The organism is Streptomyces sp. NBC_00224, from assembly GCF_041435195.1.
Taxonomy (GTDB): Bacteria; Actinomycetota; Actinomycetes; order Streptomycetales; family Streptomycetaceae; genus Streptomyces.
In genome coordinates this window covers 4,462,254-4,487,676 of record NZ_CP108106.1, presented here as the reverse complement: position 1 = coordinate 4,487,676, position 25,423 = coordinate 4,462,254, and the positions used below count along the sequence as shown (strand labels likewise).

23 protein-coding genes and 1 riboswitch are annotated in these 25,423 nt (G+C 71.1%); of the genes, 12 read left to right on the top strand and 11 right to left on the bottom strand.

Annotated features, from left to right (window positions below):
- Positions 1-13: 13 nt before the first annotated feature.
- From OG965_RS19815 to OG965_RS19805, 3 genes are all read right to left on the bottom strand, one after another.
- Positions 14-517: a hypothetical protein gene (locus tag OG965_RS19815; RefSeq protein ID WP_371656998.1), complete on the bottom strand. Its 504-nt coding sequence runs from the start codon at positions 515-517 to the stop codon at positions 14-16.
- A gap of 401 nt (positions 518-918) precedes the next feature.
- Positions 919-1,533: a response regulator gene (locus OG965_RS19810; RefSeq protein WP_371653421.1), complete on the bottom strand. Its 615-nt coding sequence runs from the start codon at positions 1,531-1,533 to the stop codon at positions 919-921.
- Positions 1,530-2,693, bottom strand: a complete 1,164-nt coding sequence (locus OG965_RS19805; protein WP_371656997.1) for a sensor histidine kinase — start codon at positions 2,691-2,693, stop codon at positions 1,530-1,532. The genes OG965_RS19810 and OG965_RS19805 overlap by 4 nt, the downstream gene beginning before the upstream one ends.
- 289 nt (positions 2,694-2,982) lie before the next feature.
- Between OG965_RS19805 and OG965_RS19800 the strand changes: the two genes are divergently transcribed.
- Together OG965_RS19800 and OG965_RS19795 are read left to right on the top strand one after the other, a co-directional pair.
- Positions 2,983-3,558, top strand: coding sequence for a heme-binding protein (locus tag OG965_RS19800; RefSeq protein ID WP_371653420.1), 576 nt, complete (start codon positions 2,983-2,985; stop codon positions 3,556-3,558).
- A 97-nt stretch (positions 3,559-3,655) separates the two neighbouring features.
- Positions 3,656-5,053, top strand: a complete 1,398-nt coding sequence (locus OG965_RS19795; protein WP_371653419.1) for a M1 family metallopeptidase — start codon at positions 3,656-3,658, stop codon at positions 5,051-5,053.
- Between the two features lie 19 nt (positions 5,054-5,072).
- Here the strand turns inward: OG965_RS19795 and OG965_RS19790 are convergent, their stop codons facing one another.
- Together OG965_RS19790 and OG965_RS19785 are read right to left on the bottom strand one after the other, a co-directional pair.
- Positions 5,073-6,578, bottom strand: a complete 1,506-nt coding sequence (locus OG965_RS19790; RefSeq protein WP_371656996.1) for a M4 family metallopeptidase — start codon at positions 6,576-6,578, stop codon at positions 5,073-5,075.
- Positions 6,579-6,956: 378 nt separating this feature from the next.
- Entirely contained in the window at positions 6,957-7,532 is a 576-nt protein-coding gene (locus tag OG965_RS19785; RefSeq protein ID WP_371653418.1) for a TerD family protein, read from the bottom strand.
- Positions 7,533-7,743: 211 nt separating this feature from the next.
- On the opposite strand from OG965_RS19785, the gene arfB reads away from it, so the two are divergent.
- Complete coding sequence (gene arfB, locus OG965_RS19780) at positions 7,744-8,184, top strand: alternative ribosome rescue aminoacyl-tRNA hydrolase ArfB (protein WP_371653417.1); 441 nt, start codon at positions 7,744-7,746, stop codon at positions 8,182-8,184.
- Positions 8,185-8,420: 236 nt separating this feature from the next.
- Here the strand turns inward: arfB and OG965_RS19775 are convergent, their stop codons facing one another.
- Positions 8,421-8,894, bottom strand: a complete 474-nt coding sequence (locus OG965_RS19775) for a flavin reductase family protein (protein ID WP_371656995.1) — start codon at positions 8,892-8,894, stop codon at positions 8,421-8,423.
- Between the two features lie 557 nt (positions 8,895-9,451).
- Here OG965_RS19775 and cdgB point away from each other — a divergent pair.
- Together cdgB and OG965_RS19765 are read left to right on the top strand one after the other, a co-directional pair.
- Positions 9,452-11,122, top strand: a complete 1,671-nt coding sequence (gene cdgB, locus OG965_RS19770) for a diguanylate cyclase CdgB (RefSeq protein ID WP_371653416.1) — start codon at positions 9,452-9,454, stop codon at positions 11,120-11,122.
- Positions 11,123-11,252: 130 nt separating this feature from the next.
- Positions 11,253-12,260 (top strand): CBM35 domain-containing protein, encoded by a 1,008-nt coding sequence (locus tag OG965_RS19765; protein WP_371653415.1) that lies wholly within the window; start codon positions 11,253-11,255, stop codon positions 12,258-12,260.
- 139 nt (positions 12,261-12,399) lie between these two features.
- Here OG965_RS19765 and OG965_RS19760 read toward each other — a convergent pair whose 3' ends face one another.
- The 3 genes from OG965_RS19760 to OG965_RS19750 all read right to left on the bottom strand — a co-directional run bounded on the left by OG965_RS19760 (position 12,400) and on the right by OG965_RS19750 (position 15,528).
- Entirely contained in the window at positions 12,400-13,320 is a 921-nt protein-coding gene (locus tag OG965_RS19760) for a 1-phosphofructokinase family hexose kinase (protein ID WP_371653414.1), read from the bottom strand.
- A 79-nt stretch (positions 13,321-13,399) separates the two neighbouring features.
- On the bottom strand, positions 13,400-14,545 hold the full coding sequence (nagA, locus tag OG965_RS19755) for an N-acetylglucosamine-6-phosphate deacetylase (RefSeq protein WP_371653413.1): 1,146 nt from the start codon (positions 14,543-14,545) through the stop codon (positions 13,400-13,402).
- Positions 14,545-15,528, bottom strand: coding sequence for an ROK family protein (locus OG965_RS19750; RefSeq protein ID WP_371653412.1), 984 nt, complete (start codon positions 15,526-15,528; stop codon positions 14,545-14,547). Before OG965_RS19750 ends, nagA begins: the two co-directional genes overlap by 1 nt.
- A 304-nt stretch (positions 15,529-15,832) precedes the next feature.
- Between OG965_RS19750 and OG965_RS19745 the strand changes: the two genes are divergently transcribed.
- From OG965_RS19745 to otsB, 3 genes are all read left to right on the top strand, one after another.
- Positions 15,833-17,050, top strand: a complete 1,218-nt coding sequence (locus OG965_RS19745; RefSeq protein ID WP_371656994.1) for an extracellular solute-binding protein — start codon at positions 15,833-15,835, stop codon at positions 17,048-17,050.
- 159 nt (positions 17,051-17,209) lie between these two features.
- Positions 17,210-17,446, top strand: coding sequence for a DUF3263 domain-containing protein (locus OG965_RS19740; RefSeq protein WP_371653411.1), 237 nt, complete (start codon positions 17,210-17,212; stop codon positions 17,444-17,446).
- Between the two features lie 49 nt (positions 17,447-17,495).
- Positions 17,496-18,338, top strand: coding sequence for a trehalose-phosphatase (gene otsB / locus OG965_RS19735; protein ID WP_371653410.1), 843 nt, complete (start codon positions 17,496-17,498; stop codon positions 18,336-18,338).
- Between the two features lie 114 nt (positions 18,339-18,452).
- Here otsB and OG965_RS19730 read toward each other — a convergent pair whose 3' ends face one another.
- The gene (locus OG965_RS19730; RefSeq protein WP_371653409.1) at positions 18,453-19,853 is read right to left on the bottom strand and encodes a trehalose-6-phosphate synthase; all 1,401 of its coding nucleotides are present in this window, start codon (positions 19,851-19,853) and stop codon (positions 18,453-18,455) included.
- A gap of 75 nt (positions 19,854-19,928) precedes the next feature.
- On the bottom strand, positions 19,929-20,876 hold the full coding sequence (locus OG965_RS19725) for a glucosyl-3-phosphoglycerate synthase (RefSeq protein WP_371653408.1): 948 nt from the start codon (positions 20,874-20,876) through the stop codon (positions 19,929-19,931).
- 165 nt (positions 20,877-21,041) lie between these two features.
- A riboswitch (SAM riboswitch) is annotated at positions 21,042-21,169 on the top strand.
- A 17-nt stretch (positions 21,170-21,186) separates the two neighbouring features.
- On the opposite strand from OG965_RS19725, the gene thrC reads away from it, so the two are divergent.
- The 4 genes from thrC to groL all read left to right on the top strand — a co-directional run bounded on the left by thrC (position 21,187) and on the right by groL (position 25,364).
- Positions 21,187-22,473 carry a threonine synthase gene (gene thrC, locus OG965_RS19720; RefSeq protein WP_371653407.1) on the top strand — a complete coding sequence of 429 codons (1,287 nt, stop codon included), beginning with the start codon at positions 21,187-21,189 and terminating at the stop codon, positions 22,471-22,473.
- Positions 22,474-22,507: 34 nt separating this feature from the next.
- Positions 22,508-22,783, top strand: a complete 276-nt coding sequence (locus OG965_RS19715) for a MoaD/ThiS family protein (RefSeq protein WP_371653406.1) — start codon at positions 22,508-22,510, stop codon at positions 22,781-22,783.
- A 423-nt stretch (positions 22,784-23,206) separates the two neighbouring features.
- Positions 23,207-23,410 carry a cold-shock protein gene (locus tag OG965_RS19710; protein ID WP_005315736.1) on the top strand — a complete coding sequence of 68 codons (204 nt, stop codon included), beginning with the start codon at positions 23,207-23,209 and terminating at the stop codon, positions 23,408-23,410.
- A 328-nt stretch (positions 23,411-23,738) separates the two neighbouring features.
- Positions 23,739-25,364 (top strand): chaperonin GroEL, encoded by a 1,626-nt coding sequence (gene groL / locus OG965_RS19705; protein ID WP_371653405.1) that lies wholly within the window; start codon positions 23,739-23,741, stop codon positions 25,362-25,364.
- Positions 25,365-25,423 lie beyond the last annotated feature (59 nt).

Genomic DNA, 25,423 nt, shown 5'->3' with positions numbered 1-25,423 from the left:
CCCCCGGGTCCCTTTAGTCCGTCAAGCGGGGGAAGCGGGACTGGAGGGTCCAGACGACCGGGTTCTCGGCGAGGTCGTCGTGCATGTCGCTGAGGTCGGCGATCACGTCGTGCAGGAAGTCGCGGGCCTCGCGGCGCAGCAGCCGGTGGCTGAAGGTGAGCGGGGCCTCGTCGCCGGGCATCCAGTCGGCCTCGACGTCCACCCAGCCGAAACGGCGCTCGAAGAGCATGCGGTCGGTCGACTCGGTGAAGTCGATCTCGGCGTACTGGCTCCGGGAGGAGCGGCTGCCGCGCGGGTCGCGGTCGAGCGCCTCCACGGTGTCGCAGAGCGCCCACGCGAAGTCGAGCACCGGCACCCATCCCCAGGCTGTGGACACTTCGCGGTCCGCCTTGGTGTCGGCGAGGTAGACGTCTCCGCAGAAGAGGTCGTGGCGGAGGGCGTGTACGTCCGCGCGGCGGTAGTCGGTTTGTGGGGGGTCGGGGAAGCGGTTGGAGAGGGAGTAGCCGATGTCGAGCACGCTCGATGGTCCCATGGCGGGGGCGGGGGGCGGGTCCTGAGCCCCCGGTCATCGGGTCCGGGCCGCACGTTGCCCCCAGACCCCGTGTTTGTCTGCGGGTTCGGTGGGGGCTGGTCGCGCCGTTCCCCGCGCCCCTTTTTGGCCCGGTGTTTGTCTGCGGGTCGGCTGTGGTTGCTCGCGCCGTTCCCCGCGCCCCTTAGGTAACTCCAGCCCAGGCGGCACGAAGGTCAGTCCCTCCGGCGTGCGACGGGCGGGCCCCTTCAGGGGCGCGGGGAACTGCGCGACCAGCCACAGGCGGCCCGCAGACGAACAGGGTCCGGGGGCGTAGCCCCCGGGAAGCCACCTCTACCCCCACCCACCCCCGGAGGGTTTAGGCGAAGGGGCGGGGTGGGGGCTGAACCTCACGGGAGCAGGCGGCGCTCCTTCCCCTCCGCCACCGCCCCCGCCCGCGTCTCCACCCCCAACTTCTCGTAGATCCGGCCCAGATGCGTCTTCACCGTCGCCTCGCTGATGAACAGCGCCCGTGCGATCTCGCGGTTGCCCAGGCCGCGGGAGAGCTGCGCCAGGATGTCCAGTTCGCGGTCGGTGAGCGTGGGGCGGCCGGTGCCCCGCATGCGTTCCATGACGCGGCTCGCCACGGGGGGCGACAGGGCGGTGCGGCCCTGGGCGGCCGCGCGGATCGCCGCGAAGAGTTCCTCCGGGCGCTCGGCCTTCAGCAGGTACCCCGTCGCTCCGGCGGCGATCGCCCGTGTGATGTCCGCGTCCGTGTCGTACGTGGTCAGGACGAGCACCCGCACCCCCGTCCCCGCGATCCGCCGGGTCGCCTCGACCCCGTCGATGCCCGGGCCGAGCTGGAGGTCCATCAGCACGACGTCGGGCCGTACCTTGGCCGCCGCCGCGACCGCCTCCTCGCCGGTGCCCGCCTCCCCGACCACCTCGATGTCGGGCTCGCTGCCGAGCAGCGCGAGCAGTCCGGCCCGTACGACCGCGTGGTCGTCGCACAACAGCACCTTCATCGGACTTCCTCCAACGAATCCAACGGATCCAACGAATCCAACGGAACCGCCGCCGTCAGCACCGCACCCTCCCCGGGCGCCGACTCCACCGTCAGCGTTCCGCCGAGCTGCCGCACCCGCGCCCGCATCGCGGGCAGCCCGTGGCCCCGGCCGCCCCGGGCTCGTACACCCGCCTCCGCGACCGCGAACCCGCGCCCGTCGTCCGCGACGTCCAGCACGATCTGGTCACCCAGATAGGTGAGGGTGAGCGCCGCCGTGCGCGCCCCGGCGTGCTCGCGTACGTTCGCGAGCGCCCCCTGCGCGATCCGCAGCAGCGCCGACTCGACCCGGTCGGGCAGGGCGACGGGCACCCCGTCCACGTGCAGCCGTACGTCCAGGGAGGACTCCGCCGACGCCCGGGCCGCCAGCGCCCGCAGCGCCTCCGCCAGGCTGCCGCCCGCCGCCAGCTCCGCGGGCGCGAGATCGTGGACGAAGCGGCGGGCCTCGGCCAGGTTGCGCTCCGCGATCGACTCGGCCGTACGGACGTGGCGGCGGGCCGCCGCCGGGTCGGACTCCCACAGCCGCTCGGACGCCTGGAGCAGCATCTGCTGGCTGGACAGGCCCTGTGCGAGCGTGTCGTGGATCTCCATGGAGAGGCGCTGGCGCTCCGCGAGCGTGCCCTCGCGCCGCTCGGTGGCGGCCAGTTCGCGCCGGGTGCGGATGAGGTCGTCGATGAGGTGGCGCTGCCGGTCCGCCTGGCGCTGCATATGGACGAAGACGGCGGTGGCGACAGCCGCGACGGCGGGCGGCGCGACCACCAGGTTCGGGTCGATCCCCTCGGCCAGCATCAGCTGCGCGGCCACCACGAACGCGGTCAGCAGGGCGACGAGCACCAGCGCGGCCCGCGTCGGCAGTGTCCGCAGCCCGGTGTAGAACAGCGGCACCGCGCACCACGCGAAGCTCGGCGCGAGCACCACGAGCACCATCCACACCGCCACCACCACCCCGAGCCAGCCGAGCCGGCGGGGGGTGGGCCGCGATCCCAGGGCGGGGCCGAGTACGTACAGCAGGGCGAGGGCGGCCGAGAGCGCGACGATCCACGGGGTGCGGCCGTCGCCGGGGTGGCGGATCAGGAATCGCGCGAGGGAGGCGCCGAGCAGCAGGAAGAAGGCGGCGTGCATCACGACGGGCAGCCACCGCTCGTCGGCCGCGGGCCGCTCGGCGGGATGCCCTGCCCCTGTCTCCGCCGCGGGCCGCCCGGCGGGCCGCCCTGCCGCTGCCTCCCCTGCCTCCTCCGCTTCCACTGTCCAGCTCCTGACCTGCGCGTACGTACGTCTCCGTACTCATCCTCACCCGGCCCGCCCACCCCCGCATCAGCCGATCGGATGACGGCCGGGTCCACCGGTCCGGGCGCGGGGAGCAGCCGGTGCGCCGACCCTACGAGGGCGCGGGCGGGCCCACGATCGAGTCATGGACACGAACACGCACCGCCCCACGGCCACCCGCCGCACCAAGAAGATCGTCATCGGCGCCGTCGCCGCGGCCGCCCTCGCCGCCGGCACCTTCGGCGCGGTCGGCGCCAGCGCGGCCGCCCCGGCCGCCAAGCCCGCCGCCCAGCAGGCGGACGCCGCCGACCGCACCCTCACCCACTCCACCCACCTCACCGTCGCCGCCGCGACCAAGGCCGCCACCGCCGCCCTGGAGGCCGCCCGCAAGGAGAACCAGCGCGTCTCGGTCGCCGTCGTCGACCGCAACGGCAACACCGTGGTCACCCTGCGCGGCGACGGCGCGGGCCCGCAGTCGTACGAGTCGGCGGAGCGCAAGGCGTACACGGCCGTCTCCTGGAACGCCCCCACGTCCGTACTGGCCGGCCGCCTCGCCCAGGCGCCCAACCTCAAGGACATCCCCGGCACCCTCTTCCTCGCGGGCGGCGCGCCCGTCCAGGCCCAGGGCGCCCCGATCGCGGGCATCGGTGTCGCCGGCGCCCCGAGCGGCGACCTCGACGAGAAGTTCGCGCAGGCGGGCGTGGCAGCGCTGACGAAGTAACGCCTGTCCGAGGGCGGCGGCGCCGGCGCGGTGGCTGTTTCCGGCCTCGCCCCCGCATCCCCGGGCCCCCCGCGCGCCCCGCCCGTAGGATCGCCCTGTGGATCATCGCAGCGCGATACGCCGACTCGCCCTCCCCGGGGCCGTCCTGCTGGCCCTCGGTGGCTGCACCGGCGGCGTGGAGGGCAAGCCCGGGGCGGCGGGGCTGCGGGACGGGCTCTTCCCCAAGCTGGGCAACGGCGGCTACGACGTCGAGCACTACAGCCTCGCCCTCGACTACGACCCGGCCCGCAACCACCTCACCGGCACCGCCACCCTCACCGCCCGCGCCACCCGCGACCTCAGCGCCTTCAACCTCGACTTCGCGGGGATGGACGTGACCTCCGCGACGGTCGGGGGCGAGCGCGCGGACGCCAACCGGGCGGGCGACGAGCTGACCCTGCGTCCGGCGGACGAGATCGAGAAGGGCGCCCGGTTCCGTACGAGCGTGGCCTACTCCGGGACCCCGAAGACCCTCACCGACCAGGACGACTCGCACGAGGGCTGGCTGCGGACCGCCGACGGCGGCGCGCTCGCGCTCGGCGAGCCCGCCGGGTCGATGGCGTGGTTCCCCTCCAACAACCACCCCAGCGACAAGGCCACGTACGACATCAGGATCACCGTGCCCCGGGGGCTGACGGCGGTCTCCAACGGCGAGCTGAAGTCGACGGTCACGGCGGGCGGGCGCACCACCTTCACCTGGCACACCGGCGAGCCGATGGCGAGCTATGCGGCGACGGTGGCGATCGGCAAGTACGACATCGTCAAGGAAGCCAAGACACCGTCAGGACTGCCTGTTTACACGGCAGTCGACCCCGCCGCCCGGAAGGAGACCGCCGATGTGGTCGGCAGGCTTCCGGAGATCGTCGAGTGGGAGAAGGAGAACTTCGGGCCCTACCCCTTCTCCTCCACCGGCGTGATCGTCGCCCCCGAGGGCTCCGCCGAGTACGCCCTGGAGACCCAGAACCGCCCGGTGATCCCCGCCGACCAGCTCGACGAGGAGACCCTCGTCCACGAGCTCGCCCACCAGTGGTTCGGGGACTCGGTCACGCCGAAGCGCTGGAAGGACATGTGGCTCAACGAGGGCTTCGCGATGTACGCGGAGTGGCTCTGGAGCGAGGACCACGGCGGCAAGTCGGCGCAGGCGCACTTCGACGAGGAGTACGCCAAGGCGGCCGACGCCGAGCTCTGGGCGTTCCCGCCCGCCGAGCCGCCGTCGGCCGCCGAGATCTCGGACAAGCCGGTGTACGACCGCGGTGCGATGGTGGTCCACAAGATCCGCCGGGCCGTCGGGGACGACATGTTCTACGACATCGTGCAGGGCTGGACGAAGGAGCACCGGCACGCGAACGCCTCCACCGAGGACTTCACCCGGTTCGTGGAGGAGGAGTCCGGCAAGGACCTGACGGATCTGTGGGACACCTGGCTCTACGGGGACGGCAAGCCCAAGTCCCCGTAGAGCACCGCTCGGTGGCCGGTTACTTCACGTTGACGGCGGTCCAGGCGGCCGCCACCGTCTTGTATTCGGTGCTGCTCGCCCCGTACAGGTCGGCCGCGGCCTGGAGGGTCGTGGTGCGCGCCTTCGCGTAGTTGGTCGTCGACGTCATGTACGTGGACAGGGCCTTGTACCAGATCTTGTACGCCTTGGCCCGCCCGATGCCGGTGACCTTGGAGCCGTCGGACGTCGGCGAGTTGTAGCTGACGCCGTTGATGACCTTCGCGCCGCTGCCCTCGGACAGCAGGTAGAAGAAGTGGTTGGCGACGCCGGACGAGTAGTGCACGTCCTTGTTGCCGACCGTGCTCGACCAGTAGTCGGCCGACTGGCCGTCCTTGCTCGGCTTGTCCATGTAGCGCAGCGGGGTGCCGTTGCCGCGGATGTCGATCTTCTCGCCGATGAGGTAGTCACCGACGTCGTTGGCGTTGTTCGCGAAGAACTCCACCGACGTGCCGAAGATGTCGCTGGTGCCCTCGTTGAGACCGCCGGACTCCTTGCTGTAGTTGAGCTTGGCGGTGGCGGCGGTGAGGCCGTGGCTCATCTCGTGGCCCGCGACGTCGAGCGCGGTGAGCGGCTTGAGGTTGTTCTCGCCGTCGCCGTACGTCATGCAGAAGCAGCTGTCGTCCCAGAACGCGTTGACGTACGCGTTGCCGTAGTGGACGCGGGAGTACGCGGCCTTGCCATTGCCCGCGATGCCGTTGCGGTTGAGCTCGGCCTTGTAGAAGTCCCAGGTCACGGCGGCGCCGTAGTGCGCGTCGACACCGGCGGTCTCGCGGTTCTGCGGGGTGCCGTCGCCCCAGGTGTCGGTGGCCTTGGTGAAGAGGGTGCCGGTGCCGGAGGAGCCGTGCTTGAGGTCGTACGTCTTGTGCCCGCCGCGGCCGGCGTCCGTGAGGCTGTACGTGGAGCCGGACTTGGACGTTCCGAGGGTGACCTTGCCCGAGTACTCGCTGGTGCCGGTCCCGGTGTCGATGGCCTCGTACGAGTAGAGCTCGGCCCCGGTCGCGGCGTCGGTGATGACGTGGCGCTCGCTGGGGGTGCCGTCGCGCTGGGTCCCCTTGAGGACGGCCTCGTACGCCAGGACGGGCGTGCCGCTGGCGGCCCAGACGACCTTGCGGGCGTGGGCGGGGGCGCCCTTGAGCGAGACGCCGGAGGTGGCGACGGCTATGCGGGCCTCGGTGCCCTTGCTGACGCCCTTCAGACCGCCGTCCTTCTTGGTGTGGACGACGAGGTCGCCGCCGAGGACGGGCAGACCGTCGTACGTACGCTCGTACCGCGTGTGCACGGTGCCGTCCACGTCCTTGACGACATCGCGTACGACCAGCGCCTCCTTGGCGCCGAGCCCGATCTGGCGGGCGGCCGCGGGGGCGGCGGCCTGGGCCTCCTGGACGGCGCCGGCGCGCTCGGCCACACCGAGCACGCGGGCGCTCGCGCCCGCCTCGCGGTCGGCGGCACCGGCACTGGTGCCGGACTGAACGCCGACGACGACCATGGCGGCGGTGGCGACAAGAGCGGCAGCACGCAGGGAAGTTGTCACTGATGGGTCTCCTTCACTCGATCCGTTGCGCGGTGGGGGTGCGCGGTGGGGGGTGGTGCGAGTGGGTGGCGCCCGTACAGGTGCGTGGGGTGCATCTGCGTGGGGTGCGTGGGGGGAGCGTGCCAGCAGATGACTACTTTTTGACAGGGTACCGACAAGTATTTGACTGGAATGTGTCCGTCAGGGGGTGCTGGGTGTCCGGTAAGCGATGCGAATCGCCCTGCGGGGTGGGCGGGTTGGCGTGAAGCGGGCTGTGCTCGTGCGGGCACGCCGAAGCCCCCGGCGCTGGAGCGCCGGGGGCTTCGGGTGGTCTTGGCAGCAGGTGCCGAGGACTCAGACGTTGACGCCGAAGTCCTGGGCGATGCCGACCAGGCCCGAGGCGTAGCCCTGGCCGACCGCGCGGAACTTCCACTCCGCGCCGTTGCGGTACAGCTCGCCGAAGACCATCGCGGTCTCGGTGGCGGCGTCCTCGCTCAGGTCGTAGCGGGCGATCTCGGCGCCGCCGGCCTGGTTGATGATGCGGATGAACGCGTTGCGGACCTGGCCGAAGTTCTGCGAGCGGTTCTCCGCGTCGTAGATCGAGACCGGGAAGACGATCTTGTCGACGTCGGCGGGGAGGCCGGCCAGGTTGACGTTGATCTGCTCGTCGTCGCCCTCGCCCTGGCCCGTGACGTTGTCACCGGTGTGGACGATGGTCTGGTCCGGGGTCGCCTTGTTGTTGAAGAAGACGAAGTGGGCGTCCGAGTAGACCTTGCCCGCCGGGTTGACGGCGATCGCGGAGGCGTCGAGGTCGAAGTCGGTGCCGGTGGTCGTGCGGACGTCCCAGCCGAGGCCCACCGTGACGGCGGTCAGGCCCGGGGCCTCCTTGGTGAGCGAGACGTTGCCACCCTTGGACAGGCTTACAGCCATGGGAAGTGCCTTTCATCGTGATCTGCGGGCTACGGCCGTTCCCGAAGCTACCGTCACCCCTCATAACGTCGGCAGGGGACGGCGGGTTCCAGTTGGCTTTACTTTCTTTGCCCGGCACTTTCTTCGCCCGGCCTGTGTCAGCGGGTGTGGGCACAGGTGTGTGCACAGGCGTGTGCAAAAGCGGGTGACGTCGTCCCTCGCGCAGGGGACCATGGAGCGCATGTCCGGGCCTTACTTCATCCGCGGCTCCGTCTCCCTCCCGGAGGCCGAGCTCATGTGGCGTTTCTCGCGGTCCTCCGGGCCCGGCGGGCAGCACGTCAACACCAGCGACTCACAGGTGGAGCTCCGGTTCGACCTGGGGCGTACGGAGGCGCTGCCGGAGGTCTGGAAGGCGCGGGCACTGGAGCGGCTCGCGTCGCGGCTGGTGGGCGGGGTCGTGACCGTACGGGCGTCGGAGCACCGGTCGCAGTGGCGGAACCGGGAGACGGCGGCGGTGCGGCTCGCGGCGCTGCTCGCGGAGGCCACAGCGCCGCCGCCGAAGCCGCGGCGGGCGACGAAGATCCCTCGCGGGATCAATGAGCGGCGGCTGCGGGAGAAGAAGGCGCGGGCGGAGACGAAGCGGGGTCGCGGGCGCGCGGGGCGGGACTGGTAGTGGGGTGAGGTGGTCGGGCTACTGGGGCTTCGCCCCAGACCCCTGTTTGGCTGCGGGCCGTCTGTGGTTGCTCGCGCAGTTCCCCGCGCCCCTCAAGTGCCGCTGCGCGGCATCCGCCTTTAGGGGCGCGGGGAACTGCGCGGCCAGCCCCCACCGGCCCGCGCCCGACAACGCAGCCGAACCCGGGGCGTCCGGGGGTGCGGCCCCCGGGAAAGCCGTCTTCACCGGGGCCCCCCTCACCCCACCTGCCTGTACCGCCCCCGGAAGTACGTCAGCGGTCCGCCCTCCGCGCTCGGCAGGTCCACCCCCAGCACTCGGGCGATCACCAGTGTGTGGTCGCCCGCCTCCACCCGCTGTTCCGTGCGGCATTCCAGGGTCGACAGGGCGCCGCCCACCAAGGGGGCGCCGCTGCGGGGGCCCCTCTTGTAGGGGATGTCGTCGAAGAGTAGGCGGTCGCTGATGCGGCCCTTCATCGCGAAGCGGCCCGCGATGTGGCGCTGGCTCTCCGAGAGGACCGACACCGCCCACAGGGGCTGCTCGGCGAGCAGGTCGTCCATGCGGGAGCCGTTGCGCACACTCACCAGGACCAGGGGCGGGTCGATGGAGACGGACAGGAATGCCGTGGCCGTCATGCCGACGTCCTCACCGCGCGGGCCGGCGTCCTCGTCGTGGGCGGTCACCAGCACCACCCCGCCGGCCAGCCGGGACATCGCGGCGCGGAATTCGTCATTGCTCACCCCCTCAGCATGGGGGGTCTGCGACGGCAGGGATGGGAGAGCTCGGAGAACGTCTGTCTGCAACACGTACAGAACGCTAGTCTCCGGGACAACGCCGTACATCGGGCCCTGGGACCAGAAAGGTCCTAGGACCGGGGCAGGTGGCGGGTCCGGGGCCGTGATCAGGGTCCGCGTCCCGTTTCCCGCGCCGACGCGGCCCGTCCGGCCACACCGGACGCACTGCAAACTCCCTCGCCGGACCACCCCCCACCCGGCCGAAAAACCGGCATTAATGCCTGTTTGCATTCCGTAATTTCGCGGAGCGCTCCCACCCCCTGTGGACTGCCTATCATCACCCCGTGTGACTTGAGTCACAGAGCGCAGTAATTGTTGACCCTGTGTACCGAGTGAGCAGCTCGCTGTGATTCAGTGACGGGGACGCTGCACAAAAAGCGTCCACATGGAAGCCAGAAGCCGGGCCGGAAGCCGGAGAAGAAGCGCGCCGAATCAGGATCCTGGAGTTGCTGTCGAGGTCTCGGGGAGAGCGAGCAATGGAGACCGAGTCGGAGCCGTACGTCCGTCTTGCGACCCTGCGGCAGCTGCATCAGGTGGTCACCGACCTGAACACGGCCCGCAGCCTGGCGGACACGCTGCAGACCGTCGCCGACGGCGTCATCGCCGGGCTCGGCTACGAACTGGCCTGCGTCAATCTCGTACGCCCTGACGGCGATCTCGTGGTCGCCGCCTTCGCCGGGAACGCCGCCGCCGAGGCCCTCATCACCGGGCGCGTCGGCTCCCGCGCCTCCTGGGAGCGTCGGCTCACCATGGGCGAGGGCTGGGGCGACCTGCGGTTCATCCCGCACACCGAGGGCTGGGTGCTCCTGGAGGACGACGTCCCGCAGTGGTACACCGAGGGGCCCGAGCCGCGCTTCGAGGACGAGTGGCACCCCCAGGACCGCCTCTACGCGCCGATGTACGCCTCGGGCGGCGGGCGGGAGCTCCTCGGCGTCATTTCCGTCGACAAGCCGCGCAACGGGCGGCGCCCCGGCGCGTGGGGGCGCGAAGCGCTTCAGATGTACGCCTCGCAGTCGGCCATTGCGATCAGCAACGCCCGGCTTCGCGCAAACATGCAGCGCGCGCTCGTCCGCCTGGAGCGGGAGCAGCAGGCGCTGCGGGCCAGCGAGGAGAGCTTTCGGCAGGCCTTCGAGTACGCGCCGTCCGGCATGGCCATCGCCGAAATGGGCGGTGACCAGCACGGACGCCTGCTGCGCACCAATGACGCGCTCTGCCGGCTGCTCGGCCGGCCCGCCGCCGTGATGCGGCGCTACTCGTTCGCGGACCTCGTCCACCCCGAGGACATCGGGCTCCTGTTGCGCACCTCGGCCGAGGGCGGCCGCGCTGAGCTGCGGCTAGGGCGGCGCGACGGCTCGTACGTATGGGTGTCCCTGCGCAACTCCGTCGTCGCCGATACCGCCGACGGTCCCCGTTTTCTGCTCACCCATGTCGAGGACATAGAGGAGCGCAAGCGGCACGAGCTCCAGCTCGCCCACCGCGCTTCGCACGACTCGCTCACCGGCCTGCCCAACAGCGCCGAGCTGCGCGCCCGGCTCTCCGCCCGGCTCTGTCAGCGGCCGTACGCGGTGGGCCCGAGCGCCGTGGAGGCGCTGGACGCGGCGTACGGAGGGGCGCACGACGGGCGCGGCGAGACCCCGGGGCACGCGGTCTGCGCCCCCGGCGGCTTCGACTTCGACCCGGTGCCGGGCGGCGGCCCCTTCGACCACCACGTGCACATGGTCGCCCCCGAGGGCGACGTCGACGACGGCACCAAGGGCCTCGCGGTCCTCTTCTGCGACCTCGACGGCTTCAAGTCGATCAACGACCGGTTCGGCCACAACACCGGCGACGCCGTCCTCATCGAGGTCGCGCGCCGGCTCACCACCGGCGTACGGGACGGGGACACGGTCGCCCGGCTCGGCGGCGACGAGTTCGTCGTCCTCGCCGACGGCCTGGGCGCGGCCGACGCGGCCGATCTCGCGGTCCGGCTGCGCAACGCGATCATCCCGCCGATCCGGGTGGACGGCCGGGCGGTCCGGGTGGGGGCGAGTTTCGGTATCAGCTGGGCCAGCTGCGGGATGTCCGTCGAAGAGGTCCTGCGCTCCGCCGACCAGCGGATGTACATCGAGAAGCGGTCGCGTGCGAAGGTCCACCGGCGGGCCGGATAGCCCCCCGCCCACTCCTGTGCGCCCCGGCCGGCTCCCGGGCTCCGGGACGAGGTCGCGGCCATGGTGTCGGCCGTTCGGGGTAGGCTCGGCCGGTCGGCGACGGCTGGCGAACAGTGAGGAGTGACCCCGGATGACGCCCGGCAACAACGGCGCGAGCACGCCCGAGGACGACGATCCGTTCGGCTATCTGTACGAGGACGGGCAGGCCTCCGGCGCCACCCCGCCCCGCTCCGGCGGCTACGGCTACCCGGGCCCGAGCGCCCCGCAGCAGCCCGGCGTGCCCAGAACCTCGTACAACCAGGTGCGGACGGTCGGCGAGCGCCAGTACGGGCAGGTCCCGCAGCAGCAGTACGGTCAGCCGCCGCAGGCCCCTTACGGACAGCAGCCGCAGCAGTACGGACAGCAGCAGTACGGGCAGCCCGCCGCCCAGTACGCGGCGCCCGAGACCTACGGCGGCGCCCCCAACCGGCCCGGCCCCCCGGCCGACGGCGGCGGCGGGCGCGGCAGCCGTGGCCCCAACACCAAGGGCCTGCTGATCGGCGCGGTCGCGGTGGTCGCGGCGGTCGTCATCGGCATCGGCGTGGCGCTGCTCAGCAACGGTGACGGCAAGAAGGACGACGACGCGGGCAAGCCCGCGGGCGGCGGCTCCACGGGTGCCTCGCAGCAGCCGTCGAACAAGCCCTCCGACTCGACGCCCTCCCCGGCGGCGGAGCTCCCCAAGCAGGACGCGGCGACGCTGAAGCTGGGCGGGAGCTCGGTACTGGCCAAGGACGTCAAGGGTGCGCAGGGGACGGACGGCGCGTACGTCAGTGGCTTCAACCAGATCGGCGCGTCGCTGACGTGGCAGGCCGACCTGCCGTCGTCCGGGGGCTACTACCTCTATGTGCGGTACGCCACCCCGGCGAAGGAAGCGAACGCCACGGTCACGGTCAACGGCAAGCCGAACGCGCAGCCGGTCCGCCTGGGGAACTTCATAGGGTCCTCGGACCCCAACCTGGAGAAGAACTGGCAGACCACCTGGACCCAGGTCACGCTCAAGCAGGGGCAGAACACCATCAAGTTCTCCTGTGAGCAGGGGAACCAGTGCGACGCGGTGTTCGACTGGGTCGAGATCAGCAAGACGAAGAAGTCGTACTAGGCGCGTCTTTGGGTGCGGGCCGTCTGTGGCTGAGCGCGCAGTTCCCCGCGCCCCTAACTGCCTAGGGGCGCGGGGCTCTGACATTTTGCGGCTCCGCCGCGCGGGCGCGAGCAACCCAGCACGGTCCGCGGATGACGTCTCAGGTCGGCAGAGCGCTCACCCGGACCCGGGGCAGTAGGTCCTCGTACGCCACCCCGTCGTACTCCCCCGCCACCGGCGCCAGCACCGTAGCTGTCGACAGGGCCACCGCCCGCCTCAGCCGGGACGGCCACGGTGCGCCCTCCACCAGGGACGACAGCAGGGCCGCCACCGCCGAGTCGCCCGCGCCCGTGGGGTTGCCGCGGACCGGGGCCGGTGGGGTCGCCTGCCAGGTGCCGTCCGGGGTGATCGCGACCATGCCCTCGGGGCCCAGTGAGGCGACCACCGCGTGCGCGCCCCGGCGGCGGGCGTCGCGGGCCGCGCGCAGGGGCTCGCGGGAGCCGGTGAGGCGGGCCAGTTCGTCGAGGTTGGGCTTGATCAGGTCGGGGCGGGCCGCCAGGCCGCGCCGCAGGGGCTCGCCGCTGGTGTCCAGGAGCACGGGGACGTCCGCCGCGCGGGCTCGGCGTACGAGGTCCGCGTACGCGCCGACCGGGACCCCGGGCGGCAGGCTGCCGCAGAGCGCCACCGCGTCCGCCTGGCGCAGCAGCGGCTCGTACGCCGTGAGGAACGCCTCCCACTCGTCGGCCGTGATCTGCGGGCCGGGCTCGTTGAGCTGGGTGGTGTCACCGGTGGCCGTGTCGACGACCGCGATCGTACGGCGGGTGGTCCCGGCGACCGGGACCAGCGCGTCGACGGGCGCGAGCGGGGCGAGCAGTTCGCGCAGGACCGCGCCGGTGCGGCCGCCGACGAAGCCCGTGACGACGCTCTCGTGGCCGAGCGCGGCCAGCACCCGGGCGACGTTGAGGCCCTTGCCTCCGGGGCGCTCGGTGACCTCGTCCACGCGGTGGCCGGCGTGCGGGACGAGCTCGGGGACCCGGTAGGTGATGTCGAGTGCCGTGTTCAGCGTGACGGTCAGGATCACGAGGTGATCATGCCAAACGGACGGCGGCCGGCCCAGACCCCACAGCCCCGGAATCCGGACACCGTCCCGTCATCGGGGTTCAGCTCAGCGCGGGCGCCACGATCCATTCGCCGCGCCGCATCACGCCCTTGAGCACGAACCGCTCGTCCAGGACCACCAGGTCCGCGTCCTTGCCCGGCTCCAGCGAGCCGACCTTGTCGTACACGCCGAGCAGCCGCGCCGGGTTGGCGCTGAGCGCGCGGACGGTGTCCTCGACGGAGAGGCCGTCGACGGTCACCGCGCGTCGGAAGGCGCGGTCCAGGGTCAGGGTCGAGCCAGCGATCGAGCCGCCCTCGACGAGCCGGGCGACACCCTCCTTGACCTCGACCTCCAGCGGCCCGAGGTGGTACAGCCCGTCCCCGAACCCGGCCGCGTCCATGGCGTCCGTGATGAACGCGACCCGGTCGGCGCCCTTGTGGTGGAAGGCGAGTTCGAGCGAGGCGGGGTGCAGATGCGTGCCGTCGTTGATCAGCTCGACGGTGATCCGCTCGTCCTCCAGGAGGGCGGCGATCGGGCCGGGCGCGCGGTGGCCGAGCGCGGGCATCGCGTTGTAGAGGTGGGTGGCGACGGTGGCGCCCGCGTCGATCGCCTCGACGGTCTGCTCGTACGTGGCGTCGGTGTGTCCGATGGCGGCGATCACACCGTGCTCGGCGAGCAGGCGTACGGAGTCGAGGCCGCCGGGGAGCTCGGTGGCGAGCGTGAACATCTTGGCGGTGCCCCGGGCCGCGTCCATCAGCTTGCGGACCTCGGCCGGGTCCGGGTGGCGCAGCAGGTCCTCGCTGTGGGCGCCCTTGCGGCACGGCGAGATGAACGGGCCCTCGAAGTGGATGCCCGCCAGGTCGCCCTGCTCGACCAGCTCGGAGAGCAGCCCGGCCCGCTGGGCCAGGAAGTCCATCTCGCCGGTGACGGTGGAGGCGACCATCGTGGTGGTGCCGTGCAGACGGTGGGTGTGGACGCCCTTGAGGACGTCGTCGACCGTGCCGTTGGTGAAGGAGGCGCCGCCGCCGCCGTGCACGTGCATGTCGACGAAGCCGGGTACGACCCAGTGGCCGGTCAGGTCGACGCGCTCGGCGGCCTCGGGCGCGCTTCCGGCGATCTTCCCGCCCTCGACGATCACGCGTCCGTTCTCGACGACCCCGGTCGGCAGGACGACGCGGGCGCCGGAGAGAACCTTGCTGGTGGCCATCAGGCGGTTACCTCCGTGGAGTGGGTGGTGCCGGCGTCGGTGCCGGGAGAGGAGCGGGTGCCGGTGGTGTCGAGCAGGTCCCAGGCGAGCAGGCCCGCGCCCAGGCAGCCCGCCGTGTCGCCGAGGGCCGCCGGGACGATCGCGGGCAGCTTCTGGAACGTGACGCGCTCCTCGACGGCCGCCCGCAGCGGTACGAACAAGGTTTCCCCGGCTTCGGCGAGTCCGCCACCGATGATCAGCGTGCGGGGGTCGAGCAGGGTGAGCGCGGTGACCAGGCCGTCCGCGAGCGCGTCGACGGCGTTCTGCCACACGGCGGCCGCCTCGGGGTCGCCGGACTCGACGGCCTTGGCGCAGTCGGCCGCGTCCGCGTCCGGGTCGCCGCTGGCCTCGGCCCACGCCTGGGTGACGGCGGACGCGGAGGCGAGGCGCTCCAGGCAGCCGCGCTGGCCGCAGCCGCAGGGGATGCCGCCGGGGCGCACCACGATGTGGCCGATCTCGCCCGCGTAGCCGTGGGCGCCGGGTTCGATGCGGCCGTCGATGCCGATGGCCCCGGCGATGCCGGTGCCGAGCGGGATGAACAGGAAGCGGTCGGCGCCCTTGCCCGCGCCGATCCGGCCCTCGGCGAGGCCGCCGGTGCGCACGTCGTGGCCGAGGGCGACGGGCACGCCGTCGAGCCGCTCGCTCAGCAGCCGCCGCATGGGGACGTCGCGCCAGCCCAGGTTGGCCGCGTAGACCGCGATGCCGTTCTCGGCGTCGACGATGCCGGGCACGGCGACTCCGGCCGCGACGGCGCTCTCGCCGAGGTGCTCCTCGCCGTACGCGCGCAGCTCGGCGGCGAAGTCGAGGATGGTCTCGACGACGGCCTCGGGGCCGCGCTCGCGGCCGGTGGGCCTGCGCGCCTCGTACAGCAGCCCGCCGTCCACCCCGATGAGGGCGGCTTTCATCCCGGTGCCGCCCACATCCAGGGCGATGACGTGTCTCACGGGGGACAGTCTCGCGCGTTCACCCATGAAAGGTCTAGTCCACTCACCGGGCGGCGGGTAAGCGTTTTCCCAAGTGCCGCCCGGATTACGGCCGTACGGGTGGGGCAGCGGCGGCAGAAGTTGCGGAAGTGATACCCAATTGGTGTAGACCTCAGCCCCGGCCGCAAGGGAAGATCGCAGCTCATGTAGACAGGACGTTGCGAACAGGACGTTCACGGGGGACCGACTGGCGAACAACGAGGGTGGGACAGAGCACGTGCAGCGGCGCTTCATCGGTCTGACGGCGGCTGTGGCCGCACTCGGCATGGCGGCGGGTCTCACCGGCTGCGGCAGCGACAGCGGCTCCGGCAGCGTCACCCTCAAGCTGGTCGCCGCCGACTACGACATCGCGGGCGGCAGCAGCACGAAGGCGTACTGGCACGACGTCGCCGACGACTTCGAGAAGAAGAACCCCGGCATCAAGGTCGACGTCTCCGTCTACTCGTGGGACGTCGTCGACGCCAAGGTCGCCGAGATGGTGAAGGCGGGCAACGCCCCCGACATCGCGCAGATCGGCGCGTACTCCGACTACGCGGCGGCCGGCAAGCTCTACTCCGTCGACCAGGTGCTCTCCATCCCCGTCCAGGCGAACTTCCTGGGGCCGCTGGCGGACGCGGGCGAGATGAAGCGCGTCCAGTACGGCATCCCCTTCGTCGCCTCCACGCGCCTGCTGTTCTACAACCAGTCGCTCTTCGACAAGGCGCACATCAAGCCGCCGCAGACCTGGGCGCAGCTGGAGGCCGACGCGAAGGCGCTGAAGGCCAAGGGGGTCAAGACTCCCTTCGCGCTGCCGCTGGGCAGCGAGGAGGCCCAGGCCGAGACGATGATGTGGCTGCTGAGTGGCGGCGGCTCGTACGTCAACCAGATCTCCGGGTACGACATCGACTCGCCCGAGAACATCAAGACCCTGAACTGGCTGAAGAAGAACCTGGTCGAGGAGGGCCTGACCGGGCCCGTCGCACCGGGGAAGCTGAACCGGCAGGCGGCCTTCGACTCGTTCGCCAAGGGCGAGGTCGGCATGCTCAACGGGCACCCGTCGCTGATGGAGCAGGCCAAGAAGAAGGGCGTGAAGTACGGGATGGTCCCGCTGCCCGGCACCGAGGGCAAGGCCAAGGCGTCGATGGGCGTGGCCGACTGGATCATGGGCTTCAAGCAGAACGGCCACCGCGAGCAGATCGGGAAGTTCCTCGACTTCGCGTTCAACGACGAGAACGTGCTGGCCTTCGCGGACAAGTACGACCTGCTGCCCACGACCCGTACGGCGTCGCAGGCCATGCAGAACAACGGCAAGCACCCGGAGCTCAAGGAGTTCCTGGCCGCGCTGCCGACGTCGGAGCTGCCGCCCGTCGGCAAGACGTCGTGGCCGAAGGTGAGCGAGACGATCAAGAAGCGGATCGGCGGGGCGGTGTCCCCGGAGGGGGACCCGCGGTCGGTGCTGGAGGGGATCGCGAAGGTCGCGACGGAGGCGGAGAACGCGGAGTAGTTGGCCCGGGGTTCGTCTGCGGGCCGGTGGGTGGCTGGTCGCGCAGTTCCCCGCGCCCCTGAATGCGCCCCTTCGGGGCGCCCAGGGGGTTGCCGCGCAGCGGCATGCCACCCACCCACCCGCAGACGAACCCCGCGCCCCGACGATACGTTGGCTTGTATGACTGACGACGACCTCGGGGAGCGGGCGCGGGCCGTGCTCGCGCTGGAGCGGCGGTCCTGGGCCGGGCCCGGGGCCAAGGAGCGGGCCGTGCGCGAGCAGCTGGGGATCTCGCCGACGCACTACTACCAGCTCCTCAACGCCCTGCTCGACGACGAGCGGGCGCTGGCCCACGACCCCGTCACGGTGAACCGCCTCCGACGGATACGCGAGGGCCGGCGCGAACGCCGAGGTTGACCGTCCCCCGCCATGGCTGTGATCCGGTCCGCGCCGCTAGGGTCGTGCCATGGGCAGCCAACCGCACCCCCTGCCGACCCCTGCCACCTCCGCCGGACGCGAAGCGCTGGCCGCGATCCTGGCCGCGCCCGAGCGGGCCGTGATCGCCCTCGACTTCGACGGCACGCTCGCCGAGATCGTCCCCGACCCCGAGCTGGCGCGCGCCCACCCCGGCGCCGTCCCCGCCCTCGCCGCCCTCGCCCCGAAGGTCGCCTCGGTCGCGGTGATCACGGGGCGCCCGGCGGGAGTGGCCGTACGGTACGGGGGCTTCGCGGGCGTTCCCGGCCTGGAGCACCTGGTGGTCCTCGGCCACTACGGGGCCGAGCGCTGGGACGCGGTGACCGGGACCGTGGCCGCCCCCGCGCCGCACCCCGGCGTCACCGCCGCGCGGGCCGAGCTGCCGGGGGTGCTGGATGCGCACGGCGCCTGGCGGGGTACCTGGATCGAGGAGAAGGGCCAGGCGGTCGCGGTCCACACCCGGCGCGCCACGGACCCTTCGGCCGCGTACGCCGCGCTGCGGGACCCCCTCGCCGCCCTCGCCACCCGCCACGGCCTCATCCTTGAGCCCGGCCGCCTGGTCCTGGAGCTGCGTCCTCCCGGCATGGACAAGGGGGTGGCGCTGGCGGAGTACCTGCGGGAGGTGGGGGCGGGTTCTGTTTTGTACGCGGGTGACGACTTGGGTGACCTGCCCGCGTTCGCCGCCGTCGAAAAACTCCGCTCGGACGGGGTGCCGGGGCTGCTGGTGTGCAGCGGGTCGTCGGAGGTGCCGGAGGTGTCGGAGCGCGCGGATGTGGCGGTGGCGGGCCCGGCGGGCGTGGTGTCGCTCCTGACGGCCTTGGCGGCCTGCCTGTAGAGCCCCCCTAACGACCTAGGGGCGCGGGGAACTGCGCGACCAGCCCCCACCGGCCCGCAGCCGAAGAACCAGGCCGCCCGCCAGAGGGCTTTCGGGAAGGGGCGGGGTGGGGGATCACCCCTCGCGCAGAGCCGTCAGCTGGGCCAGGAACCACTGCTGGGGCGGCAGCGCCGTCGCCGCCGCGGCGAGCCGCTTCGTGCGTTCCGCCCGCTCCGACCGCGGCATCGACAGCGCCTCGTGCAGCGCGGCCGCCGTGCCCATCACGTCGTACGGGTTCACCGACACCGCATCCTCGCGCAGCTCCTCGTACGCCCCCGCCTCCCGGGACAGGACCAGCGCGCAGCCCTCGTCCGACACCACGGGGACCTCCTTGGCCACCAGGTTCATGCCGTCCCGGATCGGGTTCACCAGGGCCACGTCCGCCAGCCGGTACGCCGCCAGCGAGCGCGCGAAGTCGTCCTCGACGTGGAGGAGCACGGGGGTCCAACCGGGCGTGCCGTACGTCGAGTTGATGGCGGCGGCCGTCCGGGCCACCTCCGCCGTGTAGTCCCGGTACACCGTCAGGTCCTGCCGCGACGGGTACGCGAACGCCACGTGCACCACCCGCTCCCGCCACTCCGGGTGGTCGGCGAGCAGCTGCCGGTACGCCAGCAGACCCCGCACGATGTTCTTCGAGAGCTCCGTCCGGTCGACCCGCACGATCGCCTTCCGGCCCGCACCGATCTGCTCCCGCAACACACCCAGACGCTCCTCCACGTCCGGCTCGTGCGCGCGCCGCCGCAGGAACTCCGCGTCCGCGCCCAGGCCGTGCACCCCGATCCGGGTGGAGCCGAGCCCGCCGACCACCTCGTCGCAGCAGCGCGTGAACGCGTCCGCCCAGCGGTGCGTCAGGAAGCCGAGACGGTCCGCGCCGAGCATCCCGCGCAGCAGTTGCCGGGCCACGTCGTCCGGGAGCATCCGGAAGTACTCCGGCGGCGCCCACGGCGTGTGCGAGAAGTGGCCGATCCGCAGGTCGGGGCGGAGCTCCCGGAGCATGCCCGGCACCAGCGCCAGGTGGTAGTCCTGAACCACCACCGAGGCCCCGTCCGCCGCCTCCTCCGCGAGCGCCTGCGCGAAGGACCGGTTGTACGCCTCGTACGCACCCCACTGGCGGCGGAACTCCGCGTCGAAGACCGGCTCCAGAGGCGTCTGGTACAGCATGTGGTGGACGAACCACAGCACCGAGTTCGCGATGCCGTTGTACGCGTCCGCGTGCACCCCCGCGTCGATGTCGAGCATCCGTACGCCCGCCTCGCCCACCCCGCGCCGCACGGCTTCCCGGTCGCCGTCGCCGAGCGCCGAGCACACCCACAGGGTGTCCGCCTCGGACCCGATCGCGGAGAGGCCCGAGACGAGGCCGCCCCCGCCGCGGCGGGGCGTGAGCGTCCCGTCGGCGTCCAGGGCGTACGAGACCGGGCCGCGGTTGGAGGCGACGAGGACCTGGGCAGCGACCTGGGCAGCGCGCGCGGAGACCATGGAGACGAACCTAGCCCGTAGCGGATTGCCTCAAACGTACGAATGGAGGCGCGGACCCCCGATGGTCGCGCCCGCTTACGCCGCCCGATGCACCGCGTACTCGCCGATTTCACGCATCGGCGGCCGCTCCTCGGTGTCCACCGCGTACGTACGCGGGACGAATCCGTCCTCGCCCCGCTCGAACTGCGTCAGGGACGGGCGCACCAAGTGGGCCCGGGAGAGGCGGAGTTGGGCGGTGCGGTAGATCGCCGCCGCCATCCGGCCGAGGGCCTGGCCGTCCTGGTGGCGGTGTTTGCGTACGCCCACGTCGACCTGGGCCAGCGCGTCCAGGCCCACCGTGTGCAGCGCGTCGACGAGCAGCCCCAGCTCCACTCCGTAACCGACGGGGAACGGCAGCCGCTCCAGGAGCGTGCGCCGGGCCGCGTACTCGCCGCCCAGCGGCTGGACGAACCCGGCCAGCTGCGGCCAGTGGAGGTTGAGCAGGGGCCGGGCCACGAGTTCGGTGACCCGACCGCCCTGACCTGGGGCGTCGCCGAACGGCCGGTCGTACATCGCCTTGACGAAGTCCACGTCCGGGTCGGTCAGGAGTGGGCCGACGATCCCGGAGACGAAGGCGGGGTCGAAGTCCCTCAGGTCCGCGTCGATGAAGCAGACGATGTCACCCGTGGTGACCAGCAGGGAGCGCCACAGGACCTCGCCCTTGCCGGGCAGGGCCGGTATCCGGGGCAGGATCGCGTCCCGGTGCACCACCCGGGCGCCCGCGGCGGCGGCGACCTCGGCCGTACGGTCGGTGGAGCCGGAGTCGATCACCACCAGCTCGTCCACCAGCGGTACGGCGGCGGTCATCAGATCACGCCGGATCGCGGCGACGATCTGCCCGACCGTGGCCTCCTCGTCGAGCGCCGGCAGGACGACGCTGACCGTGGTGGTGCCGCGGCGCTTGGCGGCCAGGATCCCGTCCAGCGGGCGGTCGGCCGCCGACCAGGAACGCCTGCTCAGCCAGCGTTCCACCTCTTCCAGCACGATCGGAAGCCTCCTTGTGCGGTCGTCGTGTGATCCATCTCGCGGTTCGGACGACTATCTCAACCGTCCGGGCCTTCGGTTACAGTCTTGAACAACGCGGATGACCGTCGCATGTCGGGGGTCGTCGCGCGAACAAATGCCTGGGTCCTGGACCCAGTGCCACAGCGCTCATCCAGAGGGACTGAGGGAACGGCCCGTTGAAGTCCCGGCAACCCTCCTGCCGACCGCGAGGTCACGGTGGGGAAGGTGCCAATTCCGTCTCATGGCGAAATGCGCCATGGGGAAGATGAGGAGAAAGGGCCTCGCCATCATGGCTGTGCACACCGTCGCCAATGCCGCCAACACTGTGAACCTCGGTCCCGCCGTCGCGCTTTCCTGCCGGGAATGCGGCGAGCGGTTCGACCTCGGCCCGATCTTCGCCTGCGCCCTGTGTTTCGGTCCGCTCGAAGTCGCGTACGACCTTCCGACGGGTGACCCCGAGGCGCTGCGCAAGCGTATCGAAGCGGGCCCGGAGAACATCTGGCGCTATGCGCCCCTGCTGCCTGTTCCAGCCAATGTGGCTGAAAAGCCGAACCTGAATCCGGGATTCACCAAGCTCGTCAAGGCCGACAATCTCGCCCGTGAGCTGGGCGTCACCGGTGGCCTCTACGTCAAGGACGACTCCGGCAACCCGACGCACTCCTTCAAGGACCGCGTCGTCGCCATCGCCGTCGAGGCCGCCCGCGCCTTCGGCTTCACCACGCTCTCCTGCTCCTCCACCGGCAACCTCGCGGGCGCGGTCGGCGCGGCCGCCGCCCGGGCGGGATTCCGCTCCTGCGTGTTCATCCCGCACGACCTGGAGCAGGGCAAGGTCGTCATGGCCGCGGTGTACGGCGGCGAGCTGGTCGGCATCGAGGGCAACTACGACGACGTCAACCGCTTCTGCTCGGAGCTCATCGGGGACCCGCTCGGCGAGGGCTGGGGCTTCGTGAACGTGAACCTGCGCCCGTACTACGGCGAGGGCTCCAAGACGCTGGCGTACGAGATCTGCGAGCAGCTCGGCTGGCGGCTGCCGGACCAGATCGTCATCCCGATCGCCTCGGGCTCCCAGCTCACGAAGATCGACAAGGGTCTTCAGGAGCTGATCAAGCTGGGCCTCGTCGAGGACAAGCCGTACAAGATCTTCGGTGCTCAGGCGGAGGGCTGCTCTCCGGTCTCCACCGCCTTCAAGGCGGGCCACGACGTCGTACGGCCGCAGAAGCCGGACACCATCGCCAAGTCGCTGGCCATCGGCAACCCGGCGGACGGCCCGTACGTCCTGGACATCGCCCGGCGCACCGGCGGCGCGGTGGAGGACGTGAACGACGAGCAGATCGTGGACGCGATCAAGCTGCTCGCCCGGACCGAGGGCATCTTCGCCGAGACGGCGGGCGGCGTGACGGTCGGCGTCACACGGAAGCTCATCGAGAACGGGCTCCTGGACCCGACCCTGACTACTGTCGTCCTCAACACGGGTGACGGCCTCAAGACCCTGGACGCGGTGGCGCCGACCACTGGACCGTCCGCGACCATCCGCCCGAGCCTGGACGCGTTCCGCGACGCCGGCCTGGCCGGCTGACTACCTCGCTTCGGAAGACGGAAGGCAGAACACCATGAGCGTCAACGTCCGCATCCCCACCATTCTCCGTACGTACACGGGCGGCAAGTCCGAGGTCGCGGCCGAGGGTGCCACCCTCGCCGAGGTCATCGCCGACCTGGAGAAGAACCACACCGGGATCGCCGCCCGGGTCCTGGACGACCAGGGCAAGCTGCGCCGCTTCGTCAACGTGTACGTCAACGACGACGACGTCCGCTTCGAGCAGGGCCTGGAGACGGCGACGCCGGACGGCGCGGGCGTCTCGATCATTCCGGCCGTCGCCGGAGGCTGAACATAGGTTCGTAGTCCACGCTGAGTTACCTGAATTGCCCCCTCCGCAAGCTAAGCGGAGGGGGCAATTCAGTGTGGTTGAGCGCGGTACAGTGGGGAAGTCCCCTTCGTTGCGCGTGCCGCATGCATATGAGAACGCGACGAACCGGCGTCGAGAAGCAGTCAAAGTGTTCGAGCATATTGCTCCTTAAGTGCGCTTTGCCCGGCCCGACTTGCCCCGGAATGCTGAATTTCGCGGCATTCCGCTCTTCACCCCTGCCCGGAATTCTCGTCCGATTGACCTGTTGCAGAGGGCAGTTGGGCAGATACATTCAGCCGCGGTCGACGCGTTCCGGCGCACACCCTCTCCTGTCGGAGGGTGGAGGTCTGACCCGGGTCCGCGAAGTGCGGTCCCGTGCAAGGGCCAGTAATAGGGGAGTTAGGCATGGCTCAGGGCACCGTCAAGTGGTTCAACGCGGAGAAGGGGTACGGCTTCATCGCGGTCGACGGTGGTGCGGATGTTTTCGTCCACTACAGCGCGATCCAGATGGACGGGTACCGCACCCTTGAAGAAGGTCAGCGAGTCGAGTTCGAGATCTCGCAGGGCCAGAAGGGTCCGCAGGCGGACATGGTCAAGCTCGCCGTCTGATCTCGGCGCGATCGGCCACCGACGCACTCACGCACGTGGGGCCCGCATCCTCTGTAAAAGGATGCGGGCCCCACGTGCGTGTCCGGGCCCGGGGCCTGGCATGGACGTGTCCGGGACCCGGCCGGGGCGGTGGGACGGCCTTGCACTCTCCTGGGTCGAGTGCTAATCATTGGCGTTAGCACTCTCCCAGTGAGAGTGACAGAACCAGGATCGGGTCGGTGAGGTCCGCAAGCCGGGTGGGGCAAGGAACCACAAGGCATGCAGGCCGTCCGTCGCGGGCGCTTGCTCGATCCGGAGAATCCACCCCTGTCCGGGAGGACCACTTCACATGGCCAAGATCATCGCGTTCGACGAGGAGGCACGGCGCGGTCTCGAGCGCGGGATGAACCAGCTCGCCGACGCCGTCAAGGTCACCCTTGGCCCCAAGGGCCGCAACGTCGTCCTAGAGAAGAAGTGGGGCGCCCCCACGATCACCAACGATGGTGTTTCCATCGCCAAGGAGATCGAGCTCGAAGACCCGTACGAGAAGATCGGCGCCGAGCTGGTCAAGGAAGTCGCCAAGAAGACGGACGACGTCGCCGGTGACGGTACGACCACCGCGACCGTCCTCGCCCAGGCGCTCGTCCGCGAGGGTCTGCGCAATGTGGCCGCCGGCGCCAACCCGATGGCTCTGAAGCGCGGCATCGAGAAGGCCGTCGAGGCCGTCTCCGGTGCGCTGCTTGAGCAGGCGAAGGATGTCGAGACCAAGGAGCAGATCGCTTCGACGGCCTCCATCTCCGCCGCCGACACCCAGATCGGCGAGCTCATCGCCGAGGCGATGGACAAGGTCGGCAAGGAAGGCGTCATCACGGTCGAGGAGTCCCAGACCTTCGGTCTGGAGCTTGAGCTCACCGAGGGCATGCGCTTCGACAAGGGCTACATCTCGGCGTACTTCGCGACCGACATGGAGCGCATGGAAGCCGCGCTCGACGACCCGTACATCCTGATCGTCAACTCGAAGATCGGCTCGGTCAAGGACCTGCTGCCGCTCCTTGAGAAGGTCATGCAGTCGGGCAAGCCGCTCCTGATCATCGCCGAGGACGTCGAGGGCGAGGCCCTCTCGACCCTGGTCGTGAACAAGATCCGCGGCACCTTCAAGTCCGTCGCCGTCAAGGCCCCGGGCTTCGGCGACCGCCGCAAGGCGATGCTGAACGACATCGCCATCCTCACCGGCGGCACGGTCATCTCCGAGGAGGTCGGCCTCAAGCTGGAGAACGCGGGTCTCGACCTGCTGGGCCGCGCCCGCAAGGTCGTCATCACCAAGGACGAGACCACGATCGTGGACGGCTCCGGCGACAGCGAGCAGGTCGCGGGCCGGGTCAACCAGATCCGTGCCGAGATCGAGAACTCGGACTCGGACTACGACCGCGAGAAGCTCCAGGAGCGTCTGGCGAAGCTGGCCGGCGGCGTGGCCGTCATCAAGGCCGGCGCCGCCACCGAGGTGGAGCTCAAGGAGCGCAAGCACCGCATCGAGGACGCCGTTCGCAACGCGAAGGCGGCCGTCGAGGAGGGCATCGTCGCCGGTGGTGGCGTGGCCCTGCTGCAGGCCTCCTCGGTCTTCGAGAAGCTGGACCTGTCGGGTGACGAGGCGACCGGCGCCAACGCCGTGAAGCTCGCCCTGGAGGCCCCGCTGAAGCAGATCGCCGTCAACGGTGGTCTTGAGGGCGGCGTCGTCGTCGAGAAGGTGCGCAACCTTCCGATCGGTCACGGCCTCAACGCCGCGACCGGTGAGTACGTCGACATGATCGCCGAGGGCATCATCGACCCGGCGAAGGTGACGCGCTCCGCGCTGCAGAACGCCGCGTCGATCGCCGCGCTGTTCCTCACCACCGAGGCCGTCATCGCCGACAAGCCGGAGAAGGCCGCTGCCGGCGGCGCTCCGGGCGGCATGCCGGGCGGTGACATGGACTTCTGATCCCCTCAGGGATCGGTGGCTCCATAACGCTGTACGCCGAGGGCGGTACTCCTGTTCGC